Annotated in this window: 13 protein-coding genes and 1 pseudogene; 11 read left to right on the top strand and 3 right to left on the bottom strand. The window is 69.4% G+C overall.

What is annotated here, in order from left to right; genetic code table 11:
- Nucleotides 1-138 precede the first annotated feature (138 nt).
- The 11 genes and pseudogenes from EV685_RS12725 to EV685_RS12680 all read left to right on the top strand — a co-directional run bounded on the left by EV685_RS12725 (nucleotide 139) and on the right by EV685_RS12680 (nucleotide 10,123).
- The gene (locus EV685_RS12725; RefSeq protein ID WP_130482423.1) at nucleotides 139-1,203 is read left to right on the top strand and encodes a methyl-accepting chemotaxis protein; all 1,065 of its coding nucleotides are present in this window, start codon (nucleotides 139-141) and stop codon (nucleotides 1,201-1,203) included.
- Between the two features lie 114 nt (nucleotides 1,204-1,317).
- Complete coding sequence (locus tag EV685_RS12720) at nucleotides 1,318-1,686, top strand: response regulator (protein ID WP_130482422.1); 369 nt, start codon at nucleotides 1,318-1,320, stop codon at nucleotides 1,684-1,686.
- Nucleotides 1,683-2,048 (top strand): STAS domain-containing protein, encoded by a 366-nt coding sequence (locus EV685_RS12715; protein WP_130482421.1) that lies wholly within the window; start codon nucleotides 1,683-1,685, stop codon nucleotides 2,046-2,048. The genes EV685_RS12720 and EV685_RS12715 overlap by 4 nt, the downstream gene beginning before the upstream one ends.
- Nucleotides 2,045-4,354 carry a chemotaxis protein CheA gene (locus EV685_RS12710; protein ID WP_130482420.1) on the top strand — a complete coding sequence of 770 codons (2,310 nt, stop codon included), beginning with the start codon at nucleotides 2,045-2,047 and terminating at the stop codon, nucleotides 4,352-4,354. The genes EV685_RS12715 and EV685_RS12710 overlap by 4 nt, the downstream gene beginning before the upstream one ends.
- Before the next feature lie 52 nt (nucleotides 4,355-4,406).
- Nucleotides 4,407-5,366 (top strand): annotated as a pseudogene (locus EV685_RS21330) (PAS domain-containing protein); the annotation flags it as partial.
- Nucleotides 5,367-5,372: 6 nt separating this feature from the next.
- Nucleotides 5,373-6,674 (top strand): methyl-accepting chemotaxis protein, encoded by a 1,302-nt coding sequence (locus EV685_RS21325; RefSeq protein ID WP_242615606.1) that lies wholly within the window; start codon nucleotides 5,373-5,375, stop codon nucleotides 6,672-6,674.
- 10 nt (nucleotides 6,675-6,684) lie between these two features.
- Nucleotides 6,685-7,227: a chemotaxis protein CheW gene (locus EV685_RS12700; protein WP_130482418.1), complete on the top strand. Its 543-nt coding sequence runs from the start codon at nucleotides 6,685-6,687 to the stop codon at nucleotides 7,225-7,227.
- Nucleotides 7,228-7,249: 22 nt separating this feature from the next.
- The gene (locus EV685_RS12695; RefSeq protein WP_130482417.1) at nucleotides 7,250-8,122 is read left to right on the top strand and encodes a CheR family methyltransferase; all 873 of its coding nucleotides are present in this window, start codon (nucleotides 7,250-7,252) and stop codon (nucleotides 8,120-8,122) included.
- Between the two features lie 11 nt (nucleotides 8,123-8,133).
- On the top strand, nucleotides 8,134-8,664 hold the full coding sequence (locus EV685_RS12690) for a chemotaxis protein CheD (RefSeq protein ID WP_130482416.1): 531 nt from the start codon (nucleotides 8,134-8,136) through the stop codon (nucleotides 8,662-8,664).
- Between the two features lie 40 nt (nucleotides 8,665-8,704).
- A complete protein-coding gene (locus EV685_RS12685; protein WP_130482415.1) occupies nucleotides 8,705-9,769 on the top strand; it encodes a protein-glutamate methylesterase/protein-glutamine glutaminase in 1,065 nt (354 codons plus the stop codon).
- A gap of 126 nt (nucleotides 9,770-9,895) precedes the next feature.
- The gene (locus EV685_RS12680; protein WP_130482414.1) at nucleotides 9,896-10,123 is read left to right on the top strand and encodes a hypothetical protein; all 228 of its coding nucleotides are present in this window, start codon (nucleotides 9,896-9,898) and stop codon (nucleotides 10,121-10,123) included.
- A gap of 84 nt (nucleotides 10,124-10,207) precedes the next feature.
- On the opposite strand, the gene EV685_RS12675 is transcribed toward EV685_RS12680, so the two are convergent.
- From EV685_RS12675 to EV685_RS12665, 3 genes are all read right to left on the bottom strand, one after another.
- Complete coding sequence (locus EV685_RS12675) at nucleotides 10,208-11,038, bottom strand: response regulator transcription factor (protein ID WP_130482872.1); 831 nt, start codon at nucleotides 11,036-11,038, stop codon at nucleotides 10,208-10,210.
- Between the two features lie 223 nt (nucleotides 11,039-11,261).
- Complete coding sequence (locus EV685_RS12670; protein ID WP_130482413.1) at nucleotides 11,262-11,894, bottom strand: BON domain-containing protein; 633 nt, start codon at nucleotides 11,892-11,894, stop codon at nucleotides 11,262-11,264.
- Nucleotides 11,895-12,066: 172 nt separating this feature from the next.
- On the bottom strand, nucleotides 12,067-13,383 hold the full coding sequence (locus tag EV685_RS12665) for a PQQ-dependent sugar dehydrogenase (protein WP_130482412.1): 1,317 nt from the start codon (nucleotides 13,381-13,383) through the stop codon (nucleotides 12,067-12,069).
- Nucleotides 13,384-13,419: the final 36 nt, after the last annotated feature.

The following is a 13,419-nucleotide window of genomic DNA, read 5'->3' as shown; positions in this document are numbered from 1 at the left end:
CACCGAGGCCGCCGCAAGGCGGCCTTTTTCATTTCGGGTCTGGACCCGGAAAACCCCCTTCATCCGGGCATTCCGCAGCCGGCAAACAGCGAGAGTCTGGACACCCCCGGACGTGTCCCTCTCACCTGCTGTTTCCCCATGCAACCCTCTTCCTTCATCGTCTGGCCGGCGCTGTTCGCGCTGGGCTGGCTGAGTGCTGTCTTGCTGCAGCGCTGGCGGGCCCGGCGGGCGCCCGCCGAAGCGGCAGGGCCGATGTCCGCCGGGACGGCCCTGTCGGCCCAGGAGGCGGCCCATCGCATCGAGGCCGCCACGCAGCTCTGGACCCAGCACATCGAAAGCGTGCAGACGCAGATGCGCGAGGCCACCGAGCGCCTGATCGGCGGCTTCCGCGTCATCCTCGACCAGCTCGATGACATCACCCCGGTGAGCGCCGAGCCTGTCGACGGCTCCGATCTGGTGCTGCGCGTGAACATGCTGTCGCAGTGCGACCGCGAGTTGCGTGACCTGATCGGCAGCTTCGGCGCCTTCATCGCGTCGCGCGACGAGTTGCTTGGCACCGTCCGCTCGCTCGACCGCGCCTCCTCGGGTCTGCGCGACATGGCCGAAGACGTCGACGGCCTGGCGCGTCAGACCAATCTGCTGTCGATCAACGCCGCCATCGAGGCGGCCCGCGCCGGTCCGGCCGGACGTGGCTTCAGCGTCGTCGCCGCCGAGGTGCGACGTCTGTCGACCGCCTCGGGCGAGACCGGCCGGCGCATCGGCGAGCAGGTCCGTGTGTTTGGCGACCAGGTCCAGCGCACGCTGACGCAGGCGACCGAACAGGTGCGCGAGGACCAGACGCTGATCCAGCGTTCGGAGCAGACCGTCACCCGCGTCATCGAGCGTGTCGACCACACCGTCGAGGTGCTCAACGCCCGCACGCTGGACCTCTCGCGCCGCAGCGAGGACGTGCGCGTGCAGGTCGAACAGCTGCTGATCGCCTTCCAGTTCCAGGACCGGGTGCAACAGATCCTCGACCAGATCACCCAGTCGATGAGCGCCACGCGTGCCTGCCTGCTGGAGGCCGCCGAGACCGGCCGCCTGCCGCCCGCCGAGGACTGGGATGCCCTGCTGGCCGCTGGCTACACGACGGCCGAACAGAAGGACCTGAGCCTTGATCCGACCCAGGCCACCCAGGCCAGCGGCGGGGCGGTGTTCTTCTGACGCTGGCCGTCGACCCTGACTGGTTCGAGGTTTTTCACCCGCTGTTCCTGCCTTCAGGTTGACCCGGTCGGATCGATCCTTCTCCCCTGATCCTTACCCCATGGTGTTTCGCTCATGAGCAAGACCATCCTGATCGTCGACGACTCGGCCTCCTTGCGCCAGGTCGTCTCCATCGCCTTGACGAGGGCCGGCTACGACGTGATCGAGGCCGGCGATGGCATGGACGCGCTGACCAAGCTCGACGGTCGCAAGATCAACCTTGTCGTCAGCGACGTCAACATGCCCCGCATGGACGGCATCACCTTCGTCGCGCAGATGAAGGCCAACGCCCGCTACAAGTTCACCCCCGTGATCATGCTGACCACCGAGAACGGTGGCGACCGCATGCAGCAGGGCAAGGCGGCCGGGGCCAAGGCCTGGATCGTCAAGCCCTTCAACCCGCCGGTGCTGCTCGACGCCGTGGCCAAGCTGGTGCTGCCATGACCACAGCCACCACAGCAACCACAGCCACCACGACGAGCACGCCCCACTTCGCGCTGCCGGCCGAACTCACCATCTTCACGGCCACCGAGACCCGCGATGCGCTGCTGGCCGCGCTGGCCGGTGCGACCGATGCGGATGCGCCGCTGGTGGTCGATGCCGCTGCCGTGATCGACGTCGACGGTGCCGGCGTGCAGTTGCTGGTGGCGCTCTCACGCCTGTGTGAACGCGACGAACGTTCCTGGCGCCTGCAGGCACCCGGCGATGCGCTGGTTGCGGCCTGCCACACGCTGGGCCTGTCGGCCTGGCTGGATCGGCATGCGGTGGACGAAGCGGCTGCGGCCATCCTCGAGGACACACGATGACGAAGAAGAAGTCCCGCGACATCGACCTCGGCTTCGTCGCCGAGGCCTTGCCCGCCTTCATCCAGGAAGCCACCGAGCAGGTCGAACAGATCGAGCAGCTGCTGCTGGCGCTGGAGGAAGCGCCCGGCGACCGCGACAAGCTCGATGCGCTGTTCCGCTGCGCCCACACTGTCAAGGGCTCGGCCGGCATCTTCGGGCTGGACCGCATCGTCGCCTTCACGCACGACGTGGAGACGCTGCTGGACCGGCTGCGTGAGGGCCGCGCCGAGCTGGACCTGCAGGTCAGCACGCTGCTGCTGCAATGCAATGACCAGATCCGCCTGCTGATCACGCAGGCCGCCGACGAGCAGGCCGAGTCGGCCGATCAGATCGATCATCGGGCCGATCTGTCGACCCGCCTGAAGGCGATGTTGGCCGCGCTGGACGACGGTGTCCCGGCGAGCGCCGAAGCCGCCGCCGTTCGCCAGGACAGCCCTGAAGCGGCCGCCGCCTTGCCACGCTGGCACCTGTGCACGACCTTCGGCCCCGACACCTTCCGCAATGGCATGGACCCGCTGTCGGTGCTGTCCTACCTGGACACGCTGGGCGACGTGCATGCCATCTGCTGCGACACCGAAGCCGTGCCGCCGCTGGACCGCATCGATCCGGAGAGCTGCCACGGCGCCTTCCAGTTCACCTTCGACAGCACCGCCAGCCGGGCGGAGATCGAGGCCGCCTTCGCCTTTGTGCGCGACGACTGCACGCTGCGCCTGACGGCGCCGGGCACGCCTGTGTCGCACTTCAAGGCCTTGATCGATGCCATGCCCGAACGGCCGCGACTGGGCGAGATCCTCGTGGCCATCGGGGCTGTCACGCGTGAGGAGCTGGACCTCTGCCTGGGCGAGCAGGCCGCGATGAAGACCGCGTCATCCGACGACACGCCGCGCCTGGGCGAGATGCTCCAGGTCCGCACCGGCGTGGACCCGCAGGTCATCGATGCGGCCGTGGTCAAGCAGAAACAGCTGTCCGGCGATGCCGCCGACCGCAAGGCCGGTCCGGCCGATGAACAGCGCTACATCCGGGTGCAGGCCGACCGGCTCGATGCCGTCATCAACCTGCTGGGCGAGCTGGTCACCGCCGGTGCCGGGGCGGCCATGCTGTCGCGCCAGACCCGCCAGGGCAGCCTGATCGAGGCCCACCTCAACATGGGCCGGCTGATCGAGGAGATCCGCAACGGCACGCTGCAGCTGCGCATGGTGCCGATCGGCGAGACCTTCAGCCGCTTCCGCCGGGTCGTGCGCGACACGGCGGCGCAGCTGGGCAAGGACGTGGCGCTGGAGATCCAGGGCGGCGAGACCGAGCTGGACAAGTCCATGGTCGAACGCATCGTCGACCCGCTGATGCATCTCGTGCGCAACAGCCTGGACCACGGGCTGGAGAACGCCGCAGACCGCATCGCAGCGGGCAAGTCCGCCACCGGCACGCTGATGTTGAGCGCACGCCATGAGTCCGGCACGGTCCTGATCACGATCGAGGACGACGGCCGCGGCATCGCGCGTGACAAGGTCCTGCAGCGGGCCTGGCAGCGCGGCCTGGTCGAGCCCGGCGTGACGCCCAGCGATGCCGAGATCCTCCACCTGATCTTCGCGCCCGGCTTCTCGACCGCCGAGCAGGTCACCAACCTGTCCGGCCGTGGCGTCGGCATGGACGTGGTCAAACGCAACATCGAGGCACTGCGTGGCAGCGTCACGGTCCACAGCGTGGCCGGGCGTGGCACGCAGATCCAGATCCGCCTGCCGCTGACGCTGGCCATCATCGACGGCTTCCTCGTCAGCGCGGCGCAGTCGCGCTTCGTGCTGCCACTGGCCTCGGTGGTGGAGGTCATCGAAGGCCGCCGTGCCAGCGTCGACCAGGCCGGTCTGGCCCGTCTGGACGATGCCGGCGAGCTGGCCGGCGACAGCGGCCGGCGCTGCGTCGAGCTGCGTGGCGAGATGCTGCCGGTGATCGACCTGCGCACGCTCTACGACCTCGAAGCGCCGCCGGCCGAACTGCCCAGCATCGTCGTGGTCAAGGGCCAGATGGGCACCTTCGGCATCGTCGTCGACGCGCTGATGGGCCAGCACCAGACCGTCATCAAGCCGCTCGGGCCGATCTTCCGCTCGCTGCGCGGCATCTCCGGCTCGTCGATCCTGGGCAATGGCGAGGTCGCGCTGATCCTCGATGTCCAGGCGCTCGGGCAGCTGGCCGAACGCACGCCACCACCGCCCGGCGCACGACGACGACCGGGCCCGACCGCCGTGCCCGTGGCCACCGCTGAACGACCTTGAACACCGTTGAACACCCCGACAACGCTCGCCCGCAGACCGAAGGACAGACACCATGAACCCGAATCAACCCTCCTGGATCGCCCGGCTGCTGGCCGGCTCCGCGCTGCGTGACGCGGCCCACCAGGTGCAGCGCACCGAACAGGCCCGGCTCGACAGCGAGCGAGCCCGCGCCGAGGCCGAACGTGCCCGCGCCGCCACCGAGCAGGCCCGCGCCGAAGCGCTGGCCGCCGCCGATGCCGAGAAGGCCGAGAAGGCCGAGTTGTTGGCCCGGCTGGCCGCCGTCGAGTCCGAGCTGAAGGTCCGCACCAGCATCATGAACGTCACGAGCATCGTCTCGTGGGCGGACAAGAAGGGCGACATCCTCGCCATCAACGACAAGTTCATGGAGGTCTCGAAGTACAGCGAGTCCGAGCTGATCGGCCATCCGCACAACACCACCCGCCACCCGGACATGCCCAAGGAGACCTTCAAGTCGCTCTGGCAGACCATCGGCCGTGGCGAGATCTTCCGCGGCGTCATCAAGAACCGCGCCAAGGACGGCACGCCCTACTACGTCGATGCGGTGGTCGCACCCATCCTGGGCCCCAACGGCAAGCCCGAGAAGTACCTGGGCGTGCGCTACGACATCACCGAGGCCGAGCTGGAGCGGCACAACGCCCGCGGCATCCTCGGCGCGATCGACCTGTCCTACGCCTACATCGAGTTCGACCTGAAGGCCCAAGTGCTCAAGGCCAACGCCAACTTCCTCGGCCTGATGGGCTATCGCGAGGACGAGGTGGTCGGCCGTCACCACCGCATGTTCGTCGAGCCGACCTATGCGGTGACGCCGGCCTACGAGCAGTTCTGGCGCACCCTCAACGAAGGCAAGTCGCACAGCGAGGTCTTCAAGCGCATCACCAAGAGCGGTGGCGAGGTCTGGATCCAGGCCATCTATGCGCCGGTGCGCGACGAGATGGGCCGCGTCATCAAAGTGGTCAAGATCGCCACCGACGTGACCGCCGAGGTCAAGGCCAACCAGATGCTCAAGCTGGCCGTCGAGGAGGCTCAGGCCGTGACCCAGGCCGCCGCCGCCGGGGATCTGACGCGCCGCATCCCACTCGAAGGCAAGTCCGGCCCGATCGCCGACCTGTGCAGCGGCGTCAACACGCTGATGGAGACCACCTCGGTGATCTCGGCCGATGTCGGCCGTGTGCTGGCCGCGCTCGCCAACGGCGACCTGACCCAGCGCATCACCGCCGACTACGCCGGCACCTTCGGCCAGCTCAAGGCCGATGCCAATGCCACCAGCGAGACGCTGGCGGCCATCATCGAGGACGTCGGCCGGGTCTTCTCCGGCCTGTCCACCGGCGACCTGAGCCAGCGCATCGTGCGTGAGGCCGAGGGCATCTTCGAGCAGGTCAAGCAGGACGCCAACTCGACCAGCGAGAAGCTCGCCGGGATCATCGAGGAGGTGCGTGGCGCGGCCGACCAGCTGACCAGCGCATCCAGCCAGGTCAGCGCGACGGCGCAGTCGCTGTCGCAGGCGGCCAGCGAGCAAGCCGCCTCGGTCGAGGAGACCACCGCGTCGATCGAGCAGATGTCGGCCTCGATCTCGCAGAACAGCGACAACGCCAAGGTCACCGACGGCATGGCCGCCAAGGCGTCCAAGGAAGCCGAGGAGGGTGGCGAGGCGGTCACGCTGACCGTCAAGGCCATGAAGCAGATCGCGGCCAAGATCAGCATCGTCAACGACATCGCCTACCAGACCAACCTGCTGGCGCTCAACGCGGCCATCGAGGCGGCGCGCGCCGGTGAACACGGCAAGGGCTTCGCGGTGGTCGCCGCCGAGGTTCGCAAGCTGGCCGAACGCAGCCAGGAAGCGGCCAAGGAGATCGGCGACCTCGCTGCCAACAGCGTGTCGACCGCCGAGCGCGCCGGCAAGCTGCTCGATGAGATCGTGCCGTCGATCAAGAAGACCTCCGACCTGGTGCAGGAAATCTCGGCCGCCTCCGAGGAGCAAAGCTCGTCGGTGACGCAGATCGGCGGCGCGATGGGCCAGCTCAGCAAGGCGACGCAGCAAAACGCATCGGCCTCCGAGGAACTCGCCGCGACCAGCGAAGAGCTGTCCGGCCAGGCCGAGCAGCTGCAGCAGGCGATCGCCTTCTTCCATGTCGGTCACGGCGGCGCTCATGCGGCCGAGCCCGGCCGTCGCACCGTGGTCGATTTCGACGGCAGCACGCGGCGTCGACCGGCTCCGGCCGCGCCGGCCAAGGCGGCCGGCGGCGGTCTGGCCGCTCGGGCCACCGGAACGCTGGGTGCTGCCAACTTCCGCCCCTACTGAGGAGCCCGGCATGAACGCCGTGTCCCCCAAGGTGCAGGCAGCGGACCCGTCCGATGAGACGGCCGCCTTGCAGCACCTGACCTTCTGGCTGGGTGAGCGGGTCTTCGCCGTCGGCATCGAGGCGGTGCGCGAGATCATCCAGTTCGGCCCGATGACGCTGGTGCCCCGCACCCCCGCCTTCGTGCGCGGCGTGATCAACCTGCGCGGCTCGGTCGTGCCGGTGATCGACCTGCAGGCCCGGCTGGGCCGAGGCCAGGCCGAGGTCGGCGAGAAGACCTGCATCGTGATCTTCGAGGCCCGCCGGCCGAACGGCAGCCATGTCGAACGCATCGAGCTCGGCCTGATGGTCGATGCGGTCAGCGAGGTCATCGACATCGACCCGGCCACCATCGAGCCTGCGCCGACCTTCGGCAGCGCCATCGGGCGCGAACACATCCGCGGCGTGGTGCGTCGCCAGGAGCGTTTCATCACGCTGCTGGAGACGGATCACGTGCTCGACATCGAGGCACTGGCCTGCCTGTGCGACGAGGAACAGGAGCGTCTGGCGGCCTGAGTGCCGTCACACGTCACACACCATGGATCTGGAGACCACCGCAGCGGCCGTGCTGGCGACCCTGCCACCACAGCCCACCGTCAACGACCTCAGCGACCGAACCTTCGGGCGCATCACCGCGCTGATGTACGAGACGGTCGGCCTGTCGATGAACGCCTCGAAGAAGTCGCTGCTGGCCTCACGCCTGGCGCCACGCATCCAGCGCCTCGGGCTGCGCGGCTATGACGACTACCTCGCGCTGCTGCTCGATGAACACGAGGCGGCCGAGTTCCAGATGGCGGTCGACCTGCTGACCACCAACGAGACCTACTTCTTCCGCGAGCCGCACCACTTCGAGCTGCTGGAGAAGGAACTGGTCGGCCGACGCAGCCGTGCGCCGCTGTCGCTGTGGAGCGCGGCCGCGTCCTTCGGCGATGAGGCCTACAGCACGGCGATGCTGCTGGCCGAGCTGCAGAAGTCCGGCCAGATCGGCTCGGACTGGCGCATCCTGGCCACCGACATCAGCCACCGCGTGCTGCTGTCGGCCAAGCAGGGCATCTACCCGGTCGACCGGCTGCGCCATGTCAGCCCCGAGCGCCTGAAACGCCATTGCCTGCGCGGTGAAGGCGCGGCCGAAGGCCAGGTGATGGTCAAGGACGAGCTGCGCGAGCGGGTCCAGTTCGGCCAGCTCAACCTGTGCAAGCCGATCGGGGGCATCGGGCCCTTTGACATCGTCTTCCTGCGCAATGTGCTGATCTATTTCGATGCCGAGACCAAGCGTGCGGTGATCGACCGTGTCGCCGCGACGATCAAGCCCGGCGGCATCCTGTTCATGGGCACCGCCGAAGGGCGCGCCCATGCCGAATCGGGGCTGGTGCCGTTGATACCCGGCGCCTTCCGCAAGCCCATGCGTTGAGCCGCTTGACCATGCCCGCCGCCCTGACCGCACCCGCCAGCCTCGCCGACGTCTACCCGTCACCGCGTGTCCACCTGCTCAACCCGGGTGACGTGGTGGTGGCCAATGCGGGCGACCGGCTCGACACCTTGCTCGGTTCCTGCGTCGCGGTCACGCTGGTCGACCCACGCGGCACGGTCGGCGCGATGTGCCACATCGTGCATGCCAACGACAGCGATCCGCGCCGCCCCCCCGATCCTCACCACGCCCGCTGCGCGCTGCAGGCCATGGCCGACGGCCTGCTGGCCCGCGGCATCGTGCCGCGCCTGTGTCTGGCGCGGATCTACGGCGGCGCCAACATGTTCCCCAACCAGTACCGCGGCACCTTCGACGGCCTGCATGTGGGCATGCGCAACGTCGCTCGGGTGCTGGAGCTGCTCGACGGTGGCGGCATCCGCGTGATCGAGCAGTCGGTCGGCGGCACCGGCTACCGCAAGCTGAGCTGGCAGGTCGGACCGGCCGCGCCGGTCTGCACCGTGGTGGATCCCGAACCCCAGGCCTGATCGACACCGCGCCGATCAGCCACAACGCAGAAGCTTTCTCATGGCGTCCATCCAGGTCTTTGTGGTCGATGACTCGGCCGTCGTGCGACAGACCGTCGCGCACCTGCTGTCCGGTCTGGCCGACATCGAGCTGGTCGGCAGCGCCCCCAACCCGCTGATCGCCGCCGAGGCGCTGCGCAAGCTCAAGCCCGACGTGCTGCTGCTCGACATCGAGATGCCCGGCATGGACGGCCTGACCTTCTTGCGCCAGCTGATGGTCAGCAACCCGATCCCCACGGTGATCTGTTCGACGCTGACCAACGAAGGCGGCAAGGTCGCCCTCGAAGCCCTCGCCGCTGGCGCGGTGGCGGTGCTGGGCAAGCCCAAGATGGGCCTCAAGCAGCACCTGCAGGAAAGCAAGCTGGAGCTGATCCAGACCCTCAAGGCGGCGGCCCGTTCCAAGCCCCGCCGCAGGAGCCAGGACAGCGCCGCGAGCGAGGCCATGCCGTCACCGCTGCGCAGCGCCGCAGCGGCCGGCGTGCACGCGCTGGCGATCAACAAGCCGGTGGTGATCGGCAGCTCGACCGGCGGCACCCAGGCCATCGAATGGGTCTTGCGCCAGATGCCCGCCGATGCGCCGGGCATCGCCATCACCCAGCACATGCCCGAGAAGTTCACCGCGCTCTATGCGCAGCGCCTGGACGGCCTGTGCGCGATCAACGTGCGCGAGGCCCGCGACGGCGACCGGCTCGAACGTGGCGTCGCGCTGATCGCCCCCGGCGGCAAGCACATGCAGTTGCGCAAGTCGGGCGGGCAGTACTACGCGGTCGTCAGCGACGGCCCGCCGGTCAACCGCCACAAGCCCTCGGTCGACGTGCTGTTCCGCTCGGTGGCCGAATGTGCCGGCCGCAACGCGCTGGGCATCATCATGACCGGCATGGGGGACGACGGCGCCCGCGGCATGTTGCAGATGCACGAGACCGGCGCGCGCACCGTGGCCCAAAACGAGGAGACCTGCGTGGTCTTCGGCATGCCCAAGGAAGCGATCAAGCTGCACGCGGTCGACGACATCCTGCCGCTGGACGCCATCGGCCGCGCCATCCTGCAGTTCGACGCCCGGGCCTGACCAGGGCCTGGCCTGAGCCCCGGCGGATTGCATCCGTCACACGCCGCAGGTCTGCGCGCCATGCGCCGCCAACCTGGCCGGCGCAGACTCGGGGGCGTGTTCCCGTGCGCCCACCCTCGTCACCCGATGCCTGCCATGCGCCGCTGGTCCTGCCGCGCGGCGACGCTGTGGGCGGCCGTCCCGCTGCAGACGGCAACGGCCCATGCCGCCAGCGCCCGCGCATCCACCAACAACTGCCTGGCCCTGCTGGGCGGCGACCTCGACGCCCGCTGGGGCATTCCGCTGGCCATCCTCGCCGGTGCGCTGGTGGCGTGGGGGCTGGTGGTGGTGGTGCGGCGCTTGCTGAAAGGGTGACCGGTCAAAGGGGTGACAGGTCGAGGGCTGAAGGCGCGTCAGCTCAGGCGTGTGCCGGAACCCGGGCGGTGTCGCCCACGCGCCTCAATACAAGGTCTCCACCGCTGCATCGAAGCGGTAGCCCGCGCCGCGTTCGGTCACGATCAGGCGGGGGTGGAAGGGGTCGGACTCGATCTTGCGGCGCAGGCGCAGGACCTGGACGTCGACGGTGCGGTCATAGACCTCGGCGTTGTGCAGGCGCGAGAGCGTCAGCAGCTGATCGCGGCTGAGCACACGTTCTGGCGCGCTGCAGAAGGCCAGCAGCAGGCTGTATTCGCCATTGCTGAGTTCGAGCTTGCGGCCGTCCGGCGCGGTCAGCCGGCGGGTGCGCAGGTTGAGTTCCCAGCCAGCGAAGCGGCAGGCGCGGCGCGGGTCTTCGCGCACGGCCAGGGCCGGGCCTTCCGAGGCCAAGCCCGTCGGTGTTGCCGTTGGCGTCGCCTTCATCGGCAATGTGGGCGGCAATGTGGGCGGCAAGGTCGACAAGGCAGACAGCCCTTGGCCCTGTGGCTGGGCACGGCGCAAGACGGCGCGGATGCGCGCCAGCAGCTCGCGCGGGCTGAAGGGCTTGGTGATGTAGTCGTCGGCGCCCAGCTCCAGGCCCATCACGCGGTCGGCCTCTTCGGCCACGCCGGTCAGCAGCACGATGGGCAGCGTGGGCATGCGTGCGCGCAGCATGCGGGCCAGCTGCAGACCGTCCTCGCCGGGCAGGCGCAGGTCCAGCACGACCAGGTCGATGGTGTCCTGTTCGAAGCGGGCCAGCATGGCGCGGCCATCGGCCACCGCGCTGACGCGCAGGCCGTGGTCGCCGAGGTAGTCCTGCAGCAGCTCGCGCAGCGAGGGGTCGTCGTCGACCACGAGGATGTGCGGGGCCGCCATCGTGGCGGCGCTGTCGTCGATCGGGCGGGCCGTGCCCACGGGCGGTGGCGGCTCCGTCACGGACGGGTTGGCAAAGGTGGACAGGGTGTTCACGCGGGGTACTCCACCTGGCGCCGTCGAGGTCCAAAAGCGGCTCGCAGCTCAGGCTGGACCACTGTAGTGGCGCCCGGGACGACCCCGCAGGCGTCCCGGGCTTGAGGGCATGGCCCTCACGGCGGCGATGTCATTCGCTGGCCCAGGCGCGGAACCAGCTGTCGACGCGGGTCACGCCCGGCACGGCCAGGGCCGACTGGCGCACTGCGGGTTCATCGGCCGGTGACGCCAGCCAGCCGCTCAGGCTGACGCGGCCATCGCTGGCACGCACCTGCAGCTCGGTGTTCTTCGGCTCGAAGGCACCGGTCTGCAGCAGGCTGGCGCGGACCTTGGCTGCGAGGTCGAGATCGGCCGGACTGGCCGTGCTCATCGGGCCTGCGGCCGTCGGCTCGGCCAGCAGGTCGGGGGCGGCCAGGCCGATGCGGTAGTCCGGATCGCTCGACCAGGCGCGCACCTGGGTCGAGACCGCTTGCACGCCGTCGACACGCATCGCGATCGAGCGGGCCAGCGCCTCATGGTCGGCATGGGCGACCCAGCCCGACAGCAGCACGCGACCGGCGTCGGCGCGGATGGTCACGTCGGTCAGCGGGTCATGGAAAGGGGCCGCGTTGAGCATGGCCGCCTGGACCTTGCCGGCCAGGGCCCGATCGGCCTCGGTGGTGCCGACGATCTCGCCTGCCGGCGCGGCGCTGGCGGCCAGCAGGCCGGTCAGCAGGGCCGTGGCAGCAGCCAGGCGTTGAAGGCGCGGATTCAGCGTGGTCATGGTGTGTCCTTGCAGGTGAAGAAGGTCCGCTGACGGGTCCGTCTGCGGTGTCTTCACTGTCGGCCGGACGCGTTACCGCACCGCTGCAAGTCCGTTGCCCGGGGGTTGCGGCTGCAACCGCCTGGGCACGGCGCATGACCGTTGTCATGCGCCTTGTGTCAGGCGCCTTCGGTCAGGCCCCGGTCACGCGCCAGATCACGTTGCCGACGTCATCGGCGACCAGCAGCGAATGGCCGTCCGGGCCGATGGTCACGCCGACCGGGCGGCCCCAGGACTCGCTCTCGTCCGGTGCCAGGAAGCCGCTCAGGATGTCGCGCGGCGGGCCCGAGGGCTGGCCGTCGACGAAGGGCACGAAGATGACCTTGTAGCCGCTCAGCGTGCTGCGGTTCCACGAGCCGTGCTGGCCGATCACCATGCCGTCCGGGTAGCCCGGCAGCGTGCCGGCGGGCAGCCAGCACAGGCCCAGCGAGGCGGTGTGGCCGCCCAGCGCGTAGTCGGGCTGCAAGGCGCTGGCCACCCGTGCGGCGTCCTGCGGCACGCGGTCGTCCACCGTCTTGCCCCAGTAGCAGTAGGGCCAGCCGTAGAAGCCGCCCTCGCGCACCGAGGTCAGGTAGTCCGGCGGCGTCTCGTCGCCCAGGCCGTCGCGTTCGTTGACCACCGTCCAGAGCGCGCCGGTGGTCGGCTCCCAGGCCAGGCCGACGGGGTTGCGCAGGCCTTCGGCATAGAGGCGCGTCTGACCCGTCTGGCGGTCGTGTTCCCAGATGCAGGCGCGGCCTTCCTCTGCAGCCATGCCGTCGTCGCCGATGTTGCTGAGCGAGCCCACGCCGATGTAGAGCTTGCGGCCGTCCGGGCTGGGCAGCAGGCTGCGGGTCCAGTGGCCACCGGGCTTGAAGCTCGCCAGCGGCGTGCCGGCCGCGTCGATGCGGGTCTGGCCGTCCTGATATGGGAAGGCGACCAGGCCATCGGTGTTGCCGACGTAGAAGGTGCCGTCCAGCAAGGCCATGCCGAAGGGCTGGCGCAGGTCCTTCAGGAAGGGCTCCTGATGCTCGGCAACGCCGTCGCCATCGGCATCGCGCAGCAGCGTGATGCGGTTGGCGCTCTGGCCGGTGGCGGCCGCACGCGCCATCGTGCTGACCATGGCGTAGTCGAACAGGGAGTTGATCGTGCCGGGCAGGAAGCAGGCCTCGGCCACCGTCACGTCGCCGTTGGGCAGCACCAGCATCCAGCGCGGATGGTCCAGGCCGCTGGCAAAGGCGTTCACCTTCAGGCCGGCGGCGGCGACGGGCCGCTTGCCCGGTGCCCAGCCGCGTGCGGTGGGCATCTTCAGGGTCGGCAGGATGCCTTGTGGACGGGCCTGCGGGATGCTGGGTTGGGTGCCCATGGCCTGGCGTTCGACGCCGCCCTGGCGGCGCCGCCAGCGGATCGCCACATGGCCGATGCCAGCGACAACCTGCGACATGATTTGGGTGAACAAGCCTGGGCCTTGCATGGGAGCGTCTCCTGTTGAAGGCGCGGATGGTAAGCA

The sequence above is a fragment of the Sphaerotilus mobilis genome (assembly GCF_004216565.1).
Lineage (GTDB): Bacteria > Pseudomonadota > Gammaproteobacteria > Burkholderiales > Burkholderiaceae_C > Sphaerotilus > Sphaerotilus mobilis.
This window is presented reverse-complemented; position numbering and strand designations above follow the sequence as displayed.

Bases quoted from the DNA above. Each gene is read 5' to 3' on its own strand.
- EV685_RS12715 (WP_130482421.1), top strand. From the start codon at position 1,683: ATGACCACAGCCACCACAGCAACCACAGCCACCACGACGAGCACGCCC.
- EV685_RS12680 (WP_130482414.1), top strand. From the start codon at position 9,896: ATGCCTGCCATGCGCCGCTGGTCCTGCCGCGCGGCGACGCTGTGGGCG.
- EV685_RS12670 (WP_130482413.1), bottom strand. From the start codon at position 11,894: ATGACCACGCTGAATCCGCGCCTTCAACGCCTGGCTGCTGCCACGGCC.
- EV685_RS12690 (WP_130482416.1), top strand. From the start codon at position 8,134: ATGCCCGCCGCCCTGACCGCACCCGCCAGCCTCGCCGACGTCTACCCG.
- EV685_RS12685 (WP_130482415.1), top strand. From the start codon at position 8,705: ATGGCGTCCATCCAGGTCTTTGTGGTCGATGACTCGGCCGTCGTGCGA.
- EV685_RS12675 (WP_130482872.1), bottom strand. From the start codon at position 11,038: ATGGCGGCCCCGCACATCCTCGTGGTCGACGACGACCCCTCGCTGCGC.
- EV685_RS12725 (WP_130482423.1), top strand. From the start codon at position 139: ATGCAACCCTCTTCCTTCATCGTCTGGCCGGCGCTGTTCGCGCTGGGC.
- EV685_RS12720 (WP_130482422.1), top strand. From the start codon at position 1,318: ATGAGCAAGACCATCCTGATCGTCGACGACTCGGCCTCCTTGCGCCAG.
- EV685_RS21325 (WP_242615606.1), top strand. From the start codon at position 5,373: ATGCTCAAGCTGGCCGTCGAGGAGGCTCAGGCCGTGACCCAGGCCGCC.
- EV685_RS12665 (WP_130482412.1), bottom strand. From the start codon at position 13,383: ATGCAAGGCCCAGGCTTGTTCACCCAAATCATGTCGCAGGTTGTCGCT.
- EV685_RS12695 (WP_130482417.1), top strand. From the start codon at position 7,250: ATGGATCTGGAGACCACCGCAGCGGCCGTGCTGGCGACCCTGCCACCA.
- EV685_RS12700 (WP_130482418.1), top strand. From the start codon at position 6,685: ATGAACGCCGTGTCCCCCAAGGTGCAGGCAGCGGACCCGTCCGATGAG.
- EV685_RS12710 (WP_130482420.1), top strand. From the start codon at position 2,045: ATGACGAAGAAGAAGTCCCGCGACATCGACCTCGGCTTCGTCGCCGAG.